Origin of the sequence: Aliihoeflea sp. (assembly GCF_052435475.1) — a bacterium.
Classification (GTDB): domain Bacteria; phylum Pseudomonadota; class Alphaproteobacteria; order Rhizobiales; family Rhizobiaceae; genus Aliihoeflea.
Genome location: NZ_JBQVMV010000008.1, coordinates 1 through 19,754, shown reverse-complemented (window position 1 = coordinate 19,754; position 19,754 = coordinate 1). Strand labels below are relative to the sequence as shown.

Below are 19,754 nucleotides of genomic sequence, written 5' to 3'. Positions count from 1 at the left end.
GCTATTTCGCAGAGCGATCTCGTCCATGCTTGATAAGCATCCAAGGAAATACAATTTCGCGGGGCATTCGGCCTGCGAACCGATATCCGGTGTTTTCAATGTGCCAAGCTTGCGCCACTGGGGCTTTGAAACGCGGAAGAGAGTGTTGCTTCTTCTCGTTGAACAGCGTCGGCCATAATGACCAGATTAGAACATGCTCGATCCCCTCAAGCGCCTTTCTATTTCCGGTAGTCTTGGCAGTGCGGTAAAATCCGAAGTCAACTGTTCCGATGCTTAAACTCGTCGGACCGCGCATCGCTGCGAAATTGGATGCCTTCGGGTGATTCCTAAATCGCCTGTCGAGATTGTTCGTTATGCCGACGTAGACGATCGTATCGCGCGTCTTAGCGCGGTGATGGTTCCGCACGATTGCATAGAGGTATCCGGGCTCAAGATTTTCGAGTCCGGTAGGCGCGAGTTCATCGGGATTCCAGATCCGTGGCGAGGACCACTCAATAGTTGCCTGCTTGTAGAAGAATCCGCTGCTATTCCCTATTTCTTTCGGGTCGAAGCCGAAATCTGCTGGATGAAAGTGCCTTGGTATCGCCATTACTACACCCCAAACACCTTCAACACTTCATCACCAAAATGATTGATCACCTTCACCGCGATCCGCCCCGTCGCCGGTCGCGGGAACGGCCGTGACGTGTCGGAGTAGAGCGTCGCCCACGCGTCCTCGTCGATCTCGGCCTTCAGCGCCGTCTTCAGCGACTTGTAGGGGTCGTTGGCGCCGAGGAAGTAGGCGTGGCGGACGAAGAAGCTTTCCTCGTTGTAGTCGGTGTCGATGAACCAGGCGGCGATGCCCTTGGTGTCGGTGGAGCGGATGTCGCCCGTCGAGGGGTCGAACACGTCGACGCCGTTGACCTTCACCTGGATTTCGCCGGCGGGCGTCTCGATCAAGTCGATGTCCGGCTCGCCGAAGACGACGAAGAGGTTGCCCTTGCCCGTGTTCTTCAGGTCCTCGGCCATGTGCAGGTCGGGGTTCATGCGCGCCTTGAGGATCGGCAGCGGGCCGAGACGGTTCAAGTCGCTGGCCTGGGCCTCGAAGTTGAAGGCGCAGGCGATCAGCGCGTCGAAGCGGGCGTCGGAGGCTTCGCGCGCGGCGGCGGTGATGTTGGAGCGGGTGAGCGTGCCGAATTCCGGACCGATCAAGATTCCCGCACGTTTCTCGCGCCCGTCACCGTCGGTGTAACGGCCCTCGGCGGCCAGCCAGTTGCCCGGCCAGGGCTCGACTGAGTGGAAATGGATCGTGTCGCGCCGCTCCTGGCTGTGGACGCCAGCGGAGCGCAGGTGGTCGAGGACCATGCGGCCGAAATCCTGATCCGGCACGTTCTTCGGTGCGGGCTGCATAGTGCCTTCGGCGGCCGCAAGCTCGCCAGCCAGCGTATCGTCGCGCGAGGTGACGACACGGTGCGGCGACAGGCTCTCGACCGTGAAGGGGCCGGCGACGCGCACCTTTGTCCTGTCCTCGTAAGGACGGTCGTAGAGCATCTCGACGTCGGCCGCGCGGGCGATGGAAGCGTCGATTTCCTTCTGCCGGACGATCCGGCCTTCCCACCAATCCTTGTGCAGCGCGCGCACCCGGGCGCTGACGCGCCCGGCCTTGGCGGCGCCGTCCTTCGTTTCCAGCCACTGGTCGAGGTCGCGCGGGATCTCCCATTCCTCGAAGGTGGCCTGCAGCCTTTCGTTCAGCTCGGCGCGCAGCGGCTCCAGAACAGCCTGCCACTTCTCCCAGATCACATCGATCTCGGAATTGTTGGCGATGGACTTCAGCGTGATGTGCGGCGCGCGCTCGTAGACGAATCCCTGGCGGAGGTCGCCGGCAGTTAGCGCCTGCGGCTGCAGCTTTCCGGAAACCTTCTGTTCCTGCGCGCGGCCGTCCGGGCTGTCGGCAAGCAGGTAGTAGGGATAGCGCGCAGCCATCAGCCGCGTGCGGGCGAGCGCCAGCGCGACGCGGGAGGTGTCCGTTGTAATCCAGCGTCGGCCCCATTGCTCGGCGACCGTCGCCGTGGTGCCCGAGCCGCAGGTCGGATCGAGCACCAAATCGCCGGGATCGGTGGTCATCAAGATGCAGCGCTGGACCAAAGCAGTGGAGGTCTGCACGATATAGATTTTCGGATCAGATCGGCTTTGGACGGCTCCGCTAATATCAGACCAAACATTGCCAAGTTCGATGACGTCAAAATCTGAAAGTAAACGAACATACTGCAGCTTGCCGCCTTTCGACGGTTCGAGGCGCGATGAACGCGCTAGGCGTTCCATTCCTCTGACTGAGGTTTTCCAGTGATTGCTGGAGCCCGGGAAGAACCGCTGTCCCCATATGGTTATGGCGACTGTTGTATCTGGTCGAAACTCCGAGCTGAGGACGTTATCGTGTCGGTAGGGCTGTCCAGCGGCAATCTCGACTTCGCCAGCCTTTTCAGACGCCTGCAGTGGCCGAGACTGGCCATCTTCGAAGATAATCCGACTATATCGGCCGATTGCCGATGCTCGATCAATTTTCCTCAAGAACTGACGGCGAAACTTTGCACGCTCACGGTCCTTGCAGTACCAGAGCACAAAGTCACTTTGTGAGGCGAGAAGCGTACTATCAACCCCTGTGACCTTGGGCGCTATGATGACAGATGCGAAGTTGCGATCTCCGAAGACCTCATCCAAAAGCCCCCGTAGTCTGTGCACGTTTTCATCGCTGATTTGGACGAAGATCGAGCCGCTTTCAGTCAATAGTTCCCGCGCGACCATCAGGCGGTCGCGGAGATAGGTGAGGTAGGAGTGGATGCCGTCCTTCCAGGTGTCGCGGAAGGCTTTCACCTGTTCCGGCTCGCGGGAGACGTCCTCTTTCTTGCCGTCCTTCACATCACGGGAGAGGGTGGAAACCTGCCAGTTCGAGTTGAACTTGATGCCGTAGGGCGGGTCGAAATAGATGCACTGCACCTTGCCGCGCATCGCCTCGCGCTCGGCCAGGCTCGCCATCACCTGCAGGCTGTCGCCGAGGATGAAGCGGTTCGTCCAGTGCTGGGCGTGCTGGTAGAACTCGGCCCGTGCCTCCGGATCGGTGATGCCGTTGAAATCGGCGAACAGGTTCGGCTGCTCGGCGCCGGTCTCGCGGGCGCGCTCCGACATGCGCCTGAGATCGTCGATCAGGTGCTTCGGGTGGATGGCCTCCTGGCGGTAGATCGGCGGCGCGTTGACCACGAGGTCGGACCAGTCCTGTGAATCCTTGCCGCGCCAGACCAGCTGCGCGTCGCCGAGCTCGAGCTCGCCCGTCTCGGCCAGCTGGCGCATCTGCTGCTTGGTGATGCGGATCTTGGCGCCGTTCCAGACGATCTGCGGGTCGAGATCGCCATCGCGCACCCGCGTCTCGCCTGGGGCCAGCGGGCGAGGGCGCGGTATCGTCATCTCGCGCTCGACATCACCCGTCAGCTCCGCCTGCTGCTCGAACAGCGACGCCATCTCGGCCGTGGGCACGTTGATGCGCGTGTCGTCATGCGACAGCGACGCGATGGCCTTCTGGATCGAGGTCTTGGCCATAGCTATTCAAATTCCCGTTCGCGGACTTTGCGTCCGCTGATAAAAATGGCTCGTCGCAGGTCGTAATCCTGCATGAAAATGTCCAGGTTCTTCGCAGCCATTTCGCCGAGCCGATAGTCGCCGGACCAACTCATGAAGGCACGAACGAAGAACCCGTGTATCCCTTGGAAACGCAGCTCGCCCAAAGGCGAGCCGGAAGCGCCAAGAAGCGTCCCTGCTCGGATGATGTGGACGCCATTCTGTGTGTAGAACCAGACATATGACTCGGGTGTCACTTCCAGCATCTTCCTAGCCTGCACCGGAAGTCGCCGGTCGATCTTGTGTGCGAATAGGTCGGCAGGATGGGTCGGAAATCCGGCAATCTCCCTTTTGGCCTGGATCAAATACCCTTTCGAAACATCGATCCCGTTGCCTTCCATCCTGATGACAACTCCGAAATCGGCGCCGTATCGGCTCTCCTCCGAATCCTTGCCGCGCCACGGCAACTTGCGGGTGTCTATCGACCATTGAATCCCATCGATCACCAGACCATCGACCGCCTCTTCGATTGATTGAATGAGTCGGGAGGTGAAGTCGTCTTCATCGACGATCTTGGTGCCGAGGCGATCACATAGCCGCTCAGCCTTCATAGAGATGATGGACGATAGCGTCTGGATTGATTCATCAAACCGACGAAGCATACTGCACCTCCGGCTCTGTCGACCTCCAACCCAGCCGATCGACCAGCTTCCCCCACTCTTCCTCGATCGCGAAGGCGTCCCGGAACTCCGCAAAGCCCCAGCGGCCGAAGGTGCCGAGGCTGTTGACCCCTGGCACCCAGAGTGCTTCCATCGTCTCCGCCTTGATCTGGGCATCGACGCCACGGAAACCTTTCACTTCGACGACGAGGTGCAGCGGATCGTCCGGGCCGCGCCCATCGTCGATGCGCACGATGAAGTCGGGCAGGTAACGGCGCGTGGTCGAGCCGAGGCGGTAGGGCACCTCAAAGCCCAGTGCCTGGTTCTTCACATAAGCGAGCGTGCCGGGATGGGATTCGACGACCCGAGCGAACTCGGCCTCCCAGTCGGAATCGCAGACGACGTAATTGATGTGAGATCTATGTGGCGCGGTCTTCCAGATGTTGGACTTCGTGGTGTTGAAGGCGACGAAATTGGTCGTGCCGGCGGGGTTGTAGGGGTCGAGCATGGCCTTCACGACGCGGACACCCTCGGCGCCCGCTTCCCGCACGATCGCGCTGTAAATCAGGTTCGCGGCCTTCTCCGCCAGCTCGGCATAGGTGAGCATGCCGACTCTGGTGCCGCCGACGCATTTGACGTGCTCGCGCAGCCAGCGGCGCGTCACCGGCTGGATCTGGCTGAAGAGGTGGTAAGGCGGATCCTGGTCGCCGTCGCGGAAGTAGAGCTCTATCAGACGCTTGGTGAGGTGCATGCTCACCGCGTTCGGCGCCATCTCGTCGAGCGCCGCGGGCGACATGTCGATGCCTTCGCCGACGAGTCCTTCAAGCCGGACGATTGTGGGTCCGACCATTTCGGGCGTCAGCGTCAGCGTCGAATCCTGCGTGAAGGTCGCGGAGATGCGGTCCGGCGGCAGCTCGGTGCGGTAGCCCGCAACCCGCGGGAAGCGAATGGCCAGCCGCTCGCGCTCCTTCATGGCCTGGACGCGGGTGGTTCTCTTCGGCGGGGTGCGGACGACCTTCTGCGGCTCCGTCGCAAAGTCGAAGGGAATGCCCATGATGTCGGCATATTCGGTGTTGAACAGGCCGCGTTCGTTGAGCTCGTAGGATTGGCGGCGCAGGCCGCGCCCGATGACCTGTTCGCAGAGCAGCTGCGTGCCGAAGGCGCGGACGCCCAGGATGTGGGTGACCGTGTTGGCGTCCCAGCCCTCGGTGAGCATAGATACCGAGACGACGCAGCGGATCTGCTCGCCGAGACGACCCTTCTGGCCGACCGTGTTCATGACCTCGCGCAGGAGGTCGGAGTCGGAGATGTTGCCGGCTGCAGCTCCTTCACGCTCTTGCTTCTCGCGCCGAAACAGATCGATCTCCGCCTCAGCAATCTTGCGGAAATTCGCGTCGAGCGCGTCGCCGGATTCGAGCTGTTCGGAATCGATCAGCAGCGTGTTCATGCGGGGCAACGGTTCGCCCGTCCGCTCGTCGAAGTTCCGAAACAGGTCAAGATGGCCCGTGTGAATGGTCTGCATCTGGCCTTCGCGTTCGCGCTGCCACCCAGCAATCCATTCGTAGACGAGCTTGGAGCTGGCAGTGTTGTTGCAGACCACGATGAAAACGGGCGGCACGCCGATACCGACCCGTTCCCACGCGTCGTACTCGGTCTTGTAGTGACTGTAGAGCGAATGAAGCGCGGTCTGCAGCTCGTTTGGCAGTTCCAAGGGGTCGAGATCCCCAGACTTGCCAGCCCCCTTCTTTGGCATCTGCTTGCCGATGTGGTCCCACAAATTGCGGTAGATCGGGGCGGGCGCGTTGACGGCGTTATCCGCAACAGGAACTCGAGGCAGTTTAACGATGCCGCATTCGATTGCGTCGACGAGGCTGAAGTCGGATACGACCCATGGGAACAGAGTCCCTTCGTCATAGCCTGAGCCGCGGAGGAAAAAGGGCGTTGCCGACAGGTCGTAGGCACCGCGCAGGCCCACCTTGCGCTTGAGCGCCTCGATGCCTGATATCCAGAGTCGCGCCGCCTCGTTGTTCTTCTTGGCCTCCTCCTTGTCCTCGCCCTTGTGCTCGGCTTCCTCGTCGGTTCCCGGGCGCTCGCGGTAGCAGTGGTGCGCCTCGTCGTTGATGACGACGACGTTCTTAAGCGGAAGGAGTTCGCCGCATGCGCGCTGCAGCATCTCCCCTTCAGTCTCTTGCTTTTCGATCGGCGCGCCGGTCCGGCCCTGCATCAGGCGCTCGCCCACGGGGTTCAGGTCGTGCGCCTTCCGGCGCTGGAAGGCGTGGTAGTTGGTAATGACGATCTTTGCCTTGCCGAGATCGAACATCATTTCCGGCGGAACGAGTTCGCGCGTCACGTAGTAGTTGTCGGGGTCTGAGGGCAGGAGCACGCGGAGCCGGTCGCGAATAGTGATGCCGGGCGCAACCAGCAGGAAGCCCCTGGAGAACAGGCTGGAATTCGGCTGGCGGGCGGCGTTGATGGACTGCCAGGCGATCAGCATCGCCATGACTGTCGTCTTGCCAGCGCCGGTAGCGAGTTTTAGGGCCAGGCGGAACAGCTCTGGATTAGAATCCTTGTTGGCCGCCTCGAGAGACCTGAAGATGTGCGCGTACTGCTTGCGCCCGCGCGCGACTTCGCTCAACCAGATGATGGTCTCGGCGGCCTCAACCTGGCAAAAGAAGGGTCGCTGGTTGGAGAATTCGTATTGTCGCCAGTGCTGAAGCAGACGCTGCGATGTAGGCGTCACACCCCAGTCCGACGGATTTGGAATAGAGCGCCAAGCTCCCAAATTGCGGCGCAACTCGTTGACAAGCGCATTCGGCGAATATTTGCCTGCCTCGCGTCCAGCGTTATCTAGCTCAAGCGCTTTCTGTGATGTCGCCGACTTGGACCGCCTCCCTCGTGGCACCGGGATGAGGTACTTGGATGTTCTTCGTCCAGCGATAGGTGGAGAATCAACGGGCTGCCCCTCGTCATCAAGCGCGTGGTGACGGGTCGGCGGCAGATATGGCGAATTTAGAATAGGTTCCGAATAGAACGGCTTCGTCATCATCCCCCCAAGGCACGAATCCTTCGGAGAATGGACGCCTATTCCTGCTGGATCAACCGAAGAGAACCTCGTTGGTGGAACCGGGACCAGTTATGCAGTGAAATAGTAGGCTCTTTGCGTGTAGTTGGAAGATCGACGAAGGGGTAAGAGCATAGCAAATTTGGGGCCGGAACGGGACTGTCCGGTTTTGGGACCACCCCGCAGTAAGCTGACCTTCGAGATAGGCCTGACAGGCAAAGTTTGCCTCTTCCGCTAGCAACCTATCGCGTCATTTCACGGTCACTGACGTCTTCCGAAAACTGCCGCCGTTAGCATAGCACTTGTTGGCGAATTCGAGGCCGACAGCGGAATATCCGGTTGGGTGGCATGCAGAAGGAAAGGCGCGCGACCTTGGCAGGTTCATCGAGGCCGCCAGAGTGCGACCCGCAAATCGCGGCGCCTGCACATAGCGCTGTCGACGTGAGCAGAATATCTGTGCCACCTGTTGAACCGGCAACGGGGGACTGCTGACTAATGCTCTGCGAATTCGCCAACCGCTTTCCACGCGACCTCGCGATACTGCTGGAACGCGACCGGGATCTAACGCGCAACTTTCGTGAGGAGACTGCGACCGATCTGCTGATGATGGGACTTACACCACTCCAGCCGCTTGGCGTCCGCGTCGATTTTCCCGACGAGGTAGTCACTGGCGCGGACATGGACTGGATCTACGTCGCACCGCACGACTTCGGCGGTGGTAGCTATCTGCGCCTGATGATCCAAGCCAAGCGCTGTAAGCGGGCGAAGCTAAAGGACGGATCGACCTACTGGTATTACGATCATCTTGATCATGGGACGCCGAAAGGAAGTCAGGCGCAGACGCTGGTGAACTATGCCGCGTCCAAACCGGATGGGATGGATACGCTGCCGTTGTACATGTTTTATCACCCTCAGTCGGCGCTTGAGCCGTCGGCTGGCCAACTTCCGGGCGTGGAAGGGATCAACATAAGGCTTGCGCGCGACATCGTCGCCACGGTGATCGGCGGATGTAAGCGCAATGAGAAGAAGGTCAGCCACTGGCGCACCGGCTTCTTGACATTGTCCGACCTGCTCTGCTGGCCGATCTTTAACGAGCCCGCACCACCGCCGCAACCAGGAGAACCTGCGACGGAGTTCTTACTTCCCCGCACGTTCACCCCGGTCACCTATCCAGCAATGGCCTTTCACCCTGAGCTGGTCGCCGAACGGATCAATCTGGTCCGCGGGGAGATCGCACGCACGGCCGATCCGGACTTCGCGGTCCGCCCGTCAAATGGCGTGCCTGACCATATCCGCCGTGCGATCGCTGGCGAGATCACACAGAAGGACCGTGCCGCGCTCGAACGGCCGAGGGTTATACTCAGTACGCCGCTGACGAGTGAGGATCCGCAGTTTCAACAGGCGCGCGCCGCGGTTCGGCGCAGAAGGGGCGGTTCGGCGGGGAAATGATTCCCGACGACTGCCGCTACATGAGGCAATGGTCGGTCTGATTGAGATTCGACGATGGTCAGCTCGACACCTGCGGTGGGACGCATCGACGCCCCTAAGGCGAGAAATTTTCACTAGCGGCGCATTCGCGCCGCTAGTTTATACTTCCATCTGCCGCGATGTTGTTTTCCGCGACAAGACAGTGGACGACGCGACATCATATTGCCCGGCGCTGGTTTCAGGAAATATTCCTACGATAGAATGCGCGATGCTGCGCTACTGTTCAGTTGCATCACCGGCTACGGAGCAGGACAACAAAGGAAGGGCACTAGGGGGGCGTATGATCAGTCGCGGTTCGGAATGGCACCGTTGGGAGCCGCATATTCATGCCCCTGGCACTATCCTCAACAACCAATTCGGTGCTGCCGATCCCTGGGGCGCATACCTCACGTCGCTCGAGGGGCTGACGCCGAAGGTCGAGTCGATCGCCGTCACCGACTACTACGTCACCGACACCTACGAGGAATTTCGCAAGCATATGGACGCCGGCCGCTTGCCAGAAGTGAAGCTTATCTTTCCGAACATCGAGCTGCGCCTGGACGTAGCGGCGAAATCGGGCTTCGTAAACGTCCATCTTCTCGTCAGCCCGGAAGATACTGATCACCTCTCGGAGGTGAAGCGTATCCTCAAGCGCCTCCAGTTCCACGCGTTCAACGACCGCTTCGATTGCACGCGCGAGGAGCTGATCAAACTTGGAAAGCGCGCCGATCAGTCGATCACCGACGACGGCGCGGCGCTCCGGCACGGCGCGACGCAGTTCAAGGTCAATTTCGATCAACTGCGCAAGGTCATCGGCGAAAGCGAATGGGCGACCAAGAACATCCTCATCGCGGTCGCCGGCGCGGCCGGAGACGGCACGTCCGGCGTTCGGCAGGCCGCCGATGCCACGGTGCGGCAAGAGATCGAGAAGTTCGCGCACATAATCTTTTCGAGCAGCGCGGCGCAGCGCGAGTTCTGGATCGGCCAACGTGGCGTGACGATCGACGAGCTGCGCACACGATATGACGGCTGCAAACCCTGCCTTCACGGCAGCGATTCCCACGACCAGAAATCCGTGGGTCAACCCACCGACAACCGCTTTTCGTGGATCAAGGGCGCCCTTGAGTTCGATGCCCTGCGCCAAGCGTGCATCGACCCCGAGGGGCGCGCCTATGTCGGCGAACACCCGCCGCGGTCGGCGATGCCATCCCAGGTGATCTCGCACGTCAGGATCGACGATGCGGATTGGGCGAACACGCCGGACATCCCGCTCAACCCCGGCCTTGTTGCCATCATCGGCGCTCGGGGTTCGGGCAAGACCGCCCTGGCCGACGTGATCGCGGCCGGCTGCGATGCGATCACCCCATCCGGATGGAACGCGGACGAAAACATTAGCCCATCCTTCCTGGCGCGTGCGCGCCGGTTGATCGGCGATGCGACGACGACGCTGACCTGGGGCGGCGGCGCGACGGTCACCCGCGCTCTCGATGGCAGCGACGCCAACGGCCATATGTCGTTTCCGCGAGCCCGCTATCTGTCCCAGCAGTTTGTCGAGGAGCTTTGCTCGGCCAAAGGTGTGTCCGACGGCTTGGTCGACGAGATCGAGCGTGTGATCTTCGAATCGCATTCGCAGGACGATCGCGAATGGGCACTCGACTTCGTAGAGCTGCGCGAGCAGCAGACCTCGCGGTTCCAGCAGGCGCGCGAACGCGAGGTCCAGGCGATAGCGGACATCTCGGACCGAATCGCCACTGAGTTCGAGAAGGAGAGCCTCGTCGCCTCGCTGACTAAGCAGGTCGGCGAGAAGATGAAGCTGATAGCCGACTATACCGCCGATCGTGCCAGGCTCGTTGTGAAAGGGACTGAAGCCCAGGTCGCCCGCCATACGCAGCTTAGCGAAGCCGCGCAGAAGCTCCGCAGTACAATCCAGAATTTCGGGAACCAGCGCCGTACCTTCGTGGCCATGCAAGACGAGGTGCGTTCCACGCGGGCAACCGGCTCGCCGGAGATGCTGCGGCAGGCCCAGGCGCGTCACACCAATAGCGGGCTCAATGCCACGCAGTGGGACGAATTCCTGCTGATCTACAAGGGCGACGTCGACAAGAGCCTTACTGCATACGTGACCTGGGCGGATGGCGAGATCCGGAAGCTCCAGGGCGTCCCGCTGCCGCCCGGCGATCCCAATGTCGCGCTGATTGCCGATACAGCCGATGTCTCGAAATTGCCGCTGGCGCCGATCGCCGCCGAGATGACTCGGTTGGAGGCACTATTCAGCGCCGACAAGCTGGTGCGCGATCAATACGCGGCGCTCACCAACCGCATCGCGCAGGAGAATTCGGCGCTTCAGACCCTCGAAACCCGCCTTGCGGATGCGCAGGGTGCCGCCGCGAGGCGTAAGTATCTCCAAACGGAGCGCGATGATACGTACGGCCGCGTTTTTGAGGCGATCATCAACGAGCAGGACGCGCTCGCGGGACTTTACGCGCCCCTGATGGCGCGGCTTGCCGCTTCGTCGGGGACCCTGAAGAAGCTCAGCTTCTCCGTTCGCCGGATCGCCGACGTTCAGACCTGGGGCAACTTCGCGGAGGAAGAGCTTCTCGACCGTCGCAAAACCGGACTCTTTTATGGGCGCGGTTCGCTTATCGGCGCAGCCACAGAAGCACTCAAGCCAGCGTGGGAAACCGGATCGGCAGCGGAGGTTCAGGCCGCCATGACGGCGTTCATGGCAAAATACCTGCGAGACCTGCTGTCCCATGCGCCTTTCGCTCCGACGGAGCAGGCCGACTTCCGTGCCTGGTCAAAGCAGTTCGCGCACTGGCTTTTCGGCACCGATCACATCACCGTCAGGTATGAGATCTCTTATGATGGCGTCGACATTCGCAAGCTATCGCCCGGCACGCGCGGCATCGTGCTGCTGTTGCTCTATCTGGCGCTCGACGACTCCGATGATCGGCCGCTGATCATCGACCAACCCGAGGAGAACCTCGATCCGAAATCCGTCTTCGACGAGTTGGTCGCGCTCTTCATTGCGGCGAAGGCCAAGCGTCAGGTGATCATGGTCACGCACAACGCCAACCTCGTGATTAATACCGACGCGGATCAGATCATTGTCGCCGAAGCAGGACCGCATCCTTCAGGTGGCCTGCCACCGATCAGCTACGTGGCGGGCGGACTCGAAAATGCTGAAATCCGCAAGGCCGTCTGCGACATCCTCGAAGGCGGCGAAGCCGCCTTCCGCGAGCGCGCCCGGCGCCTTCGCGTCCGCCTCGAGCGATAGGACGGCGAGATGGCTGCGCACGACATCGCCGTCTCCGATACGCGACCGCCTCTCGACCCGCTGTCGGAGCGCGGCTGGTCTCTTCATCGCAGCGAAAGCGCGAACGCCGACGCGACAGTGAGCGAGCTGGGCAAGCTCGGCGATCGCATAGGCACTCGTGTTGGCGGCCGCGCTGGCGCGCTCGAAGAGGTCATCGAGCCTCACAGCGCCGACGCTGCGCATCCGCGATCCTTGAGCGCCCGCTACGGGCTGGGCGCCTTGCCGTTCCATACCGAACTCAGTCATCGTACCAGACCATGCCGCTACCTCCTCCTCGGGTGTATCGACCCCGGATCGCCCGCAGCGGCGACGATGCTCCTCGATTGGCAAACGCTCGGCTTTTCGCCGGAAGAGCTTAACCTTCTCGAAGCAACTCCGATGCTCGTTCGTAGCGGCCGGCGTTCCTTCTACACGACGATCCTCGCGCCGGGTGGAGCCTTCCTGCGATACGATCCCGGCTGTCTTGAAGCCGTTGACCAGCGCGGCCGCATAGCCCTGGCGCTCATCGAGAACCGAATTGCCGCGGCTTCGCCCCAAGCCCATCAATGGCGCCAGGGCGACATCCTCATCATCGACAACTGGCGCGTCCTTCACGGGCGCAGTCCGTCGGACCCAGCGTCCGGCCGACGCCTCGCAAGGATTCTCATCGATGCATGAAGACGTCTTCATCGCCATAAACGGCGACGCGCTCCATGCAAAATCGAAGGTCTATATCGGCCGTGCGTTGGCCCGCAAAGGCGCCAGCGATCTCGACGAGTATCAGCTCTGGGCATCTCTCGCGCTTGAGCTGCTTGGCAAGGCCGCACTCGCCCGTCAGCACCCGAGCCTCGTGGTCGATCCGACGCACTGGCAGTCTATGTTCGTCGCCGCCGGCATCAACGTCACCACGGACGTGAAGACTATCGCAGCCAAGACCTTGTTCGAGCGCCTGGCCCACCTCGTTCCTCGCTTCGACAAGACGGTCCAGAAATTCTGCCAGGACATCGCCGAACGTCGAAACGCCGAGCTGCATTCGGCCGATCTTCCCTTCCGGACGATGCGTCTCGACGCTTGGGAGGCACGCTATTGGCATGCGTGCGACACGATCCTGTACCAGATGGGTTCATCCCTGGAGCAATGGCTCGGCGCGGCCGATGCAAAAGCGCCCCGCCAGCTTCTCAATGAAGCCACCAAGGCTCTCGCGGCCGCCGTCAAGCTGCGCGTCGAAGCCGCCCGCGAGCAATTCGAGGCGTTGAAGAAGGCAGAGCGGGAGCGCCTGACTGGCGAAGCGGAATTGCGCGAACCGCAGCACCAGGTCGGAATCTTCAAGAGCCGCTACGACGAGATCTGGGCGGAGAGCTGCCCGGCGTGCAAATGCCGAGCCTTCATGACCGGCGAGCAAACCGGCGAAGACATCAGCGAGGAGCGCGATGAGCATGCGATCTGGGAAGTCGTCGACCGCGAGTTCGTTGGTGAAGAGTTTCGCTGCCCAACATGCGACTTGACGCTGATGGGAAGCGACGAGCTCGACGCCTCTGGACTGAACTACATCCACGAGGACCAGCAAGAACGTGAAATGGAATACGAGCCAGACTACGGGAATGACTGATCGCAAATGCAGATAGACGCAACGGGGCAAGGCCTATGCCGGTTTACTTCATAGGCGAGGATGAAAACGGGTGCTCGCCGATCAAGGTCGGCGTTGCCAAGGATATTGGCCGGCGAAGGAGCGATCTGCAGACCGGCAATCCGCTCGAACTCAAACTCCTCGGCTGGATTACGTCGGCCGACGATTTCGAGACCGAGCGCGATCTGCATCGTCGCCTCGCATCCCGGCGCGGCCGCGGCGAGTGGTTCTACGTCGAGCCGGCCGACGTCTTGCCTTTCCTAATGGAAGTCGGACAGCGCGGGTTCGTCGCGAAGAACGCCGATGCCTTTGAGATCACCGGCTACGACCGCGACGCCATCCCCGAATATCTCGGTGTGTGGGAGTGGGCTGACCTCGAAATCGACGAATGCTGTCCCTTCTGCGGATGCCTATGCGGCATGCATTTTCAGGAGGCCTCTCAGATGTATTACTGCATCCAGTGCGACACGCTCACCGACTTCTCGGAACTGTCCCCGGATGACTGCGACGGGCCAGGATACTGACTGTCCTCGAGACCAACAACGAATGGGGCATAACATGAGCATGCAATGGCTGTTGGCGCGCGCACCGGGTTTCCAGGCGCTGCCCGAAGAGGACCGCGCAGCGATCTTCAACTTCACCTTCCTCTGGAGTCTGTTCGAGGCGCAGGTCATGGGCAATTTCGCGCGCGCCGATCTCATTTGCGCGAAAGCCGACGAGTGGCGCGATGCAGGCACGCTCGACGCCGACAAATATAATGGAGAGCTGGTCTATTTTCGGCAGCGCTACTTTTCGAACGGCGTGTTTACGCACCACTTCGCGCACCTCCACCTGCGTCCCGCCGATCAGCCCGACCTAGTTCGAGCGGTCGTCGACGGGACCAACAACGACCCGCGCGATCGGCTGCTGACCGTGATGATGATCGTCTGGCGCTTTCGCAACAATCTGTTCCACGGCGAGAAGTGGGCGTACCATCTCCAAGGCCAGCTCGCGAATTTCACCCACGCCAATGCCGTGTTGATGCGGCTCCTCGAAAGGCATGGGCAGTTGGCATCCTGACGGCTCTAGGTAGTCCGCCGGCTTTCTTCAGATTGGTTCACTCAAATAGATGCTGACGCTCGTCTGTCCCCGTTTTGCTAGACAATAATTGATGTCGGATTTCGGGAAGTCATAAGTGTCGATGGAACGGCCGGAATGGGCCGCAAAGGCGCCGCTTCACTATAGGCTCGGCTTCCGCTCGAACATCCGGCGTCCGCCCTGCATCAACTCCAGACGTTCAGCTCGATCAGCCCCGGATCGTGTGACCGGTTCTTGCCTCCATACCCACGCGGATGGGCCATTATACGCGTCTAATGGATTCGATAGTCGCAGCTGTCGTGGACGTGCCCGTGAATCCTTAGAGCGGGCCGTCCCGCGGCGTTGAGTTCTTCAAGATCGAACGCGTATGCGGCGTTGAGGAGGTCTCCGGTGAAGCGTGGCGGGACCGACTTTTTGTGTGGCAGGTGGTGGGTGACGACGACGGTCGCAAAGATACGGCTGCAAGCGCGGAGGCGATGAAGGCGCGCGACTGGTCGTGAATCATTGCGGCGGCCTCCGACACGAAGCGGCGCCATGGCTTCTTCTGAAGCGTGATTGCCCTGCAGTCGTTCATGCGCTCGCGGGCGTGCATCATGGCCAGGTGGCCTTCAATTCGATAGTCAGTCCAGAGCGTCGCGCCAAGGAATCAGACGCCACCGATGGTCACCATGTCCTGCTCCAGGAAATGGACGTTGGCGAATCCTTGCGCCACGCGTCGTCCATCCTCCAGGCCTTCCTGGATCGAGCCTTGTAGAACTCGTGGTTCCCGGCGACGTAGACGCAAGGCATGGCGGGTGCGATGTGATCAGCCGGCCAGCGGACGCTGTGGCGACGCCTTGGAAGTGATCGCCGGCCACGACGCAGACTTCGGCGTCGGGTATCGCGAGCGGTCCAGAAAACGGCGCCACTTCGAGCTGGACGTCGGAAAGGAACCATATCCTCACGGAACGACCTTGCTGTGGATCCGCTCGACGATGCGTTGGAGGCGGTGACCTTCGAGCGGCCTTTCGTGGAGGATCAACGCCGCCATGTACTTCACCGCCGCCTGCTGCCGGCCGACCAGAGCGCGTGCTTCCTCATATGCTCTCGCGAGCCGCTCATGGATTCGGACTGCCAGTTCCTTGTCCATGGTGAGGAGCATGGTGCGATCGGCGGTCGGCAGGTGCAGCAGCGGCAGCGCCGTCCCGAATCCCAACACCGTCTCCATGCGCAGGGCGAGTTCGTTCGCCTGTGCGAGATCGCTGAACTCGGGCCCGCCGGAATAAGCAGATACCGATCCGACCAGGACGTCCTCGGCCGCCCGACCCGCCAGCATGATGATGAGTTCGTTTGTCAGGCGCGTCTCGGTTGCCTCGTCATCATCGTCGGGAATCCACGAGACGCCGCCGCCGCGCTCGCGCGCGAGGTCCAGCGTGATCAGCTCGAGCGTGCCGGCATCGAGCTGGATCCTTGCCACGGCATGTCCGGCTTCGTGGATGGCGAGCCGGTAGAGGAGCGCGTTCGATGGCAGCGCGCATCGTCCCGTTGAGGAGTGCCGTTCCGAGCCGGCGTCCGCACTTGCCTGATCCGCTGTTGTCGAAGGATTCGTCATTGCGGCACCTGCGCTTGATCGCGAGCCGCGATCAGTCCTTCGACAAGCCGTTCCAGCTTGCGGATCGAACCACCCGGCCAGGCTTCACCGAGGGCCGCGCGCTCGGCCCCATCAAGCGGCGTCGCCCAACGCCGGTCGTGACCGGTGTCTTCATAGAGCCGCTGAAGGATCCGCTGCGCCAGCATGTCGAGGTCGTCGGGGCCGGGATCAGGAAAGCGAAGGGTCCGGCACCGGTCCCGCAGGACAGAGGGGACTGGCCCGACGCTGTTGGCCGTCATCAGCCAGACCACATTGCTCAGGTTGCAGTGGGACTCGACATAGGGGTCGTGCCAGCGCTGCGCGGTCTCGTTCTCGAGCAGCCCGATCAGGACATCGTGCGGGTTGCCGTTGTTGCGGTTGGTGCCGACTTTCTCGATCTCGTCGAGGATCATACAAGGATTGGCGATGCCGTGCCGACGGATGGACATGATCGGAATGCTGGGTTCGCCGGAGGACCAGCGCCGCGCGGTACCCCCGATCGCGCTGTCGCTGAGCCCGCCGCACGGCACGAGTTCGTAGGGCAGACCGACGACTTCGGCGAAGCGGCGGGCAAATCGCGTTTTTCCGCATCCTGGCGATCCTACCAGCAATGTCGGCCGCAGCCAGACGTGGTCGCGGCCGATCATGGTCTTCAGCAGGGCGTCGACGATGCCAGCGGCGTAGGGAAACTCCGCCACGAGTTCTTCCCGAACGAGCGAGAGGTCGGGTGGGGCCCGCATCGGAACCGGCTTGCCGATGAGGGAGGCGAATTCCTTGACGACCTTCTTTCCCTCGGACGTCGTGTCATTGCCGACCCCGGTCAAGATGACCACGCCATCGGTGCTGGGGCGTGGGGACGGAACGCTTTCATCGTCAATGTCGCTGTCGGACGCCTCGCTCCCGAGACCGAAGTCCTCATCCTTCTGCTCTGCTTTCTTGACGTCGCTCTCCGCCAAACGCTCTTCCAACTCACGCTCGACGGCACGTTGGAAGCTGCGTCGGAACTGCTGGCGAGTGCGCTGGAGCTCATGATCAGTGCGAGTGTGCGAAGCGGCGATGGCAACACCCGTGTCCTTCCATCCCGCTATGCGCACGGACAAGGCGCCCCAAGCGAGCGCATCCCAGGTCAACTCGGGAAGCCCGTCGAGGCGGCCGTCGTCGAAGACGCGCGCCGCGGCCTCGGCGGCGACCTGCGCCATGGCATCCTCGTCCCCGAGCCAGGCGCGGTAGATCCGGCAGCGCAGCCGGCAGGCAGCGACAGGAAACCGCTTTGGATTCTCGGCTTCGGCGATCACTTCCTCAAGGACCGTTACCGCCTCCAGGCAAGGGTCGACGGCGAGTTCATCGAGGCAGGCAATGATGCTCGCAGGTCCCAAGGTCGCCCGCTTCTTCGCAGCGCGGCCCATGCGGCCCGCATATTCGCGGACGTCCTCGACGAGGCGGTCCTTGAAGAAGGACATGCCACGCAAGAGTTCTTCCTCCGAAGGCAGATGCACCCCGGCCACCGCCGCTGCCAAGCGTCGCTGAAAATGCCGGTCATGGTCAATGCCGTCATCGATGTTCACGATCCAGTTCCCTGACCTAGCGCAGGCGCGGGCTGGCCGAGGCGGTACCACCTTGAATAGGTCCTGGCCCAGCCAGCTTCTTGGTCGAGGTGCCATAACTCGGACGTGCGGATGGCCCGATCCTGGCCGACGAGGACGGGATGGCCGCTCACCAGACCTTCGAGGCAAACGGACGGACGGACCGCCGGGCTCCACCAGTCGAGGGTGGGCGCTGATCCCGCGAGGAATTCCTCCGGGAGCTGGCCATGAGCGATCGCCCTCAGGTCGGCGGCGAGCGCCGACAGCCGCTCCGCCGTTTTGGCCAAAGACTCATGTTGTGGGTTGCCGTTCGTGAAGGTGACCATGGCAAGGCTCCGGGATCTCGCCGCCGGCCCGGATGCTGGGGTGCGGATGGCGATTCGCTTCGTGACGAGACCTTGCATAAGGCGTCGGAGGGGCCGGCGTCCACCGGCCAGATGAGGCGTCGCGACGCCTGGCGTCTAGGATTCGGATCGGCTACAAGTCGACCATGCAAGCATCTTTCGATCTCCTGCGCGCCGCGCGCTCTGCCCTCGACATGTCAACGACCGAGCTCTGCGAGCGCGCCGGCATCAGCAAGCGCTCGCTCGTGCGCATCGAAGCAGGAGAACCGGTCGGCCTGGAAATCAGCCTGCGCGTGCAGAAGGCGCTCATCGACGCAGGGGTCGAGTTCCTGCCGGAAACGGAATCCGGGGGGGCGGGTATTCGACTACCAAGGGGCACGGCCCGAAAGTTCGGATTTCAGATATGAAATCCGACGAATTCTTACAGCGACGTTGTCGACAGAACTCGGCACGTCCAATCCGAGGGAAGACAGCGAAAACAAGACTCGAGATGCAACAGGCAGACTGATAATTCGAGTGCGTAGGTCACCTCGTGACGCCACGCAGATCAGGAAGCAGTCTTCGTTTCCGCATCCCGTTCTCGATCTTCTGCCTCGACAATCGCGGACCACAGCTCCCAAATCTGGCCGTTAATCTGCGCCGCCAAATCACCTAGGCGTTTCGCTTCAACGTTGCCGGAATGTTGTAGGCTGCGAAAGCGGTGTTCGATGGTATCGAACTCTTCTGTAATACGCTCGTAGGTCTCCCTATTAAATGGGAATAACTCTGTCGATTGATCGACGAGACGCGAGGACTTGGACATGGGCGCGGAATCCTGCTCGAACGCAAACGTATTCGGCGACTATCGCCGGCTTCCTCCCAAAGAGAAAGGTTAAGTGCACACTACTATGCCGCACTCCAAACCTGATTGAGAATGCGCGCGGCCAGTGCTGCCTTGTCCTGTGGCAAAAATCGTCCGTAGTGTTTCGCCACCATGTCGGGCGTGTCTTGGATAGCGTAGCTTGCCTGTTCGTATGAGCCTGTCTGCTTCAGGATGTGGGTCGCCAGCACGTCGCGCACATTGTGAGGCCCATGTGGGAGCAGCCCCTTTATTACGCCACGCCCGGTGTAGGGTGAATAGCCCCTAGATTTGTGGACGCCTTCTTCCCTAATTTTGAGGCAAGGAGGCCATGATGGGGTCTGGCAATTTCACTGATGAGTTCAAGCGCGATGCGGTCGCGCAGACCACCGAGCGTGGTTATCCTGTCGCGGAGGTGTCGAAGCGGCTGGGTGTCAGCCAGCACTCGCTCTACGCGTGGCGCAGGAAGTTCTCGAAGCCATCAGGAGGCGATGGGGATCAGGCGGCAGAGATCCGACGTCTGAAGAAGGAGTTGGCGCGCGTCACCGAGGAGCGTGACATCCTAAAAAAAGCCACCGCGTATTTCGCCAAGGATGCAAAGTGAGA

At 61.4% G+C, this 19,754-nt stretch carries 15 protein-coding genes and 2 pseudogenes; 8 read left to right on the top strand and 9 right to left on the bottom strand.

Features of this window, described 5'->3' with window-relative positions; genetic code table 11:
* Position 1: 1 nt before the first annotated feature.
* Genes ACT6QU_RS10920 through ACT6QU_RS10905 form a run of 4 tightly spaced genes read right to left on the bottom strand, consistent with a single transcriptional unit; the run spans position 2 to position 7,290 of the window.
* On the bottom strand, positions 2-589 hold the full coding sequence (locus ACT6QU_RS10920) for a GIY-YIG nuclease family protein (protein WP_444836667.1): 588 nt from the start codon (positions 587-589) through the stop codon (positions 2-4).
* Between the two features lie 2 nt (positions 590-591).
* The gene (locus ACT6QU_RS10915; protein ID WP_444836666.1) at positions 592-3,570 is read right to left on the bottom strand and encodes a site-specific DNA-methyltransferase; all 2,979 of its coding nucleotides are present in this window, start codon (positions 3,568-3,570) and stop codon (positions 592-594) included.
* Between the two features lie 2 nt (positions 3,571-3,572).
* Positions 3,573-4,250, bottom strand: a complete 678-nt coding sequence (locus tag ACT6QU_RS10910; RefSeq protein WP_444836665.1) for a hypothetical protein — start codon at positions 4,248-4,250, stop codon at positions 3,573-3,575.
* Complete coding sequence (locus ACT6QU_RS10905; RefSeq protein ID WP_444836664.1) at positions 4,234-7,290, bottom strand: BPTD_3080 family restriction endonuclease; 3,057 nt, start codon at positions 7,288-7,290, stop codon at positions 4,234-4,236. The genes ACT6QU_RS10910 and ACT6QU_RS10905 overlap by 17 nt, the downstream gene beginning before the upstream one ends.
* A gap of 513 nt (positions 7,291-7,803) precedes the next feature.
* On the opposite strand from ACT6QU_RS10905, the gene ACT6QU_RS10900 reads away from it, so the two are divergent.
* From ACT6QU_RS10900 to ACT6QU_RS10875, 6 genes are all read left to right on the top strand, one after another.
* Complete coding sequence (locus tag ACT6QU_RS10900; protein ID WP_444836663.1) at positions 7,804-8,757, top strand: DUF6615 family protein; 954 nt, start codon at positions 7,804-7,806, stop codon at positions 8,755-8,757.
* Between the two features lie 319 nt (positions 8,758-9,076).
* On the top strand, positions 9,077-12,052 hold the full coding sequence (locus tag ACT6QU_RS10895) for a TrlF family AAA-like ATPase (protein ID WP_444836662.1): 2,976 nt from the start codon (positions 9,077-9,079) through the stop codon (positions 12,050-12,052).
* Positions 12,053-12,061: 9 nt separating this feature from the next.
* Complete coding sequence (locus ACT6QU_RS10890; RefSeq protein ID WP_444836661.1) at positions 12,062-12,748, top strand: TauD/TfdA family dioxygenase; 687 nt, start codon at positions 12,062-12,064, stop codon at positions 12,746-12,748.
* Positions 12,741-13,679 carry a hypothetical protein gene (locus ACT6QU_RS10885; protein ID WP_444836660.1) on the top strand — a complete coding sequence of 313 codons (939 nt, stop codon included), beginning with the start codon at positions 12,741-12,743 and terminating at the stop codon, positions 13,677-13,679. The genes ACT6QU_RS10890 and ACT6QU_RS10885 overlap by 8 nt, the downstream gene beginning before the upstream one ends.
* A gap of 35 nt (positions 13,680-13,714) precedes the next feature.
* Complete coding sequence (locus ACT6QU_RS10880) at positions 13,715-14,221, top strand: GIY-YIG nuclease family protein (RefSeq protein WP_444836659.1); 507 nt, start codon at positions 13,715-13,717, stop codon at positions 14,219-14,221.
* Between the two features lie 40 nt (positions 14,222-14,261).
* Positions 14,262-14,756, top strand: a complete 495-nt coding sequence (locus ACT6QU_RS10875; RefSeq protein ID WP_444836877.1) for a hypothetical protein — start codon at positions 14,262-14,264, stop codon at positions 14,754-14,756.
* A gap of 958 nt (positions 14,757-15,714) precedes the next feature.
* Here the strand turns inward: ACT6QU_RS10875 and ACT6QU_RS10870 are convergent.
* Genes ACT6QU_RS10870 through ACT6QU_RS10860 form a run of 3 tightly spaced genes read right to left on the bottom strand, consistent with a single transcriptional unit; the run spans position 15,715 to position 18,292 of the window.
* Entirely contained in the window at positions 15,715-16,365 is a 651-nt protein-coding gene (locus ACT6QU_RS10870) for a hypothetical protein (RefSeq protein ID WP_444836657.1), read from the bottom strand.
* Entirely contained in the window at positions 16,362-17,948 is a 1,587-nt protein-coding gene (locus ACT6QU_RS10865) for an AAA family ATPase (RefSeq protein ID WP_444836656.1), read from the bottom strand. The genes ACT6QU_RS10870 and ACT6QU_RS10865 overlap by 4 nt, the downstream gene beginning before the upstream one ends.
* Complete coding sequence (locus ACT6QU_RS10860) at positions 17,945-18,292, bottom strand: DUF6634 family protein (protein ID WP_444836655.1); 348 nt, start codon at positions 18,290-18,292, stop codon at positions 17,945-17,947. Before ACT6QU_RS10860 ends, ACT6QU_RS10865 begins: the two co-directional genes overlap by 4 nt.
* Before the next feature lie 164 nt (positions 18,293-18,456).
* Here ACT6QU_RS10860 and ACT6QU_RS10855 point away from each other — a divergent pair, with 164 nt between their 5' ends.
* Positions 18,457-18,717: a transcriptional regulator gene (locus ACT6QU_RS10855; RefSeq protein ID WP_444836654.1), complete on the top strand. Its 261-nt coding sequence runs from the start codon at positions 18,457-18,459 to the stop codon at positions 18,715-18,717.
* A 140-nt stretch (positions 18,718-18,857) separates the two neighbouring features.
* Here the strand turns inward: ACT6QU_RS10855 and ACT6QU_RS10850 are convergent, their stop codons facing one another.
* On the bottom strand, positions 18,858-19,112 hold the full coding sequence (locus ACT6QU_RS10850; RefSeq protein WP_444836653.1) for a hypothetical protein: 255 nt from the start codon (positions 19,110-19,112) through the stop codon (positions 18,858-18,860).
* 83 nt (positions 19,113-19,195) lie between these two features.
* Positions 19,196-19,429 (bottom strand): annotated as a pseudogene (locus ACT6QU_RS10845) (hypothetical protein); the annotation flags it as partial.
* A gap of 53 nt (positions 19,430-19,482) precedes the next feature.
* Here ACT6QU_RS10845 and ACT6QU_RS10840 point away from each other — a divergent pair.
* A pseudogene (locus ACT6QU_RS10840) lies at positions 19,483-19,754 on the top strand (transposase); the annotation flags it as partial.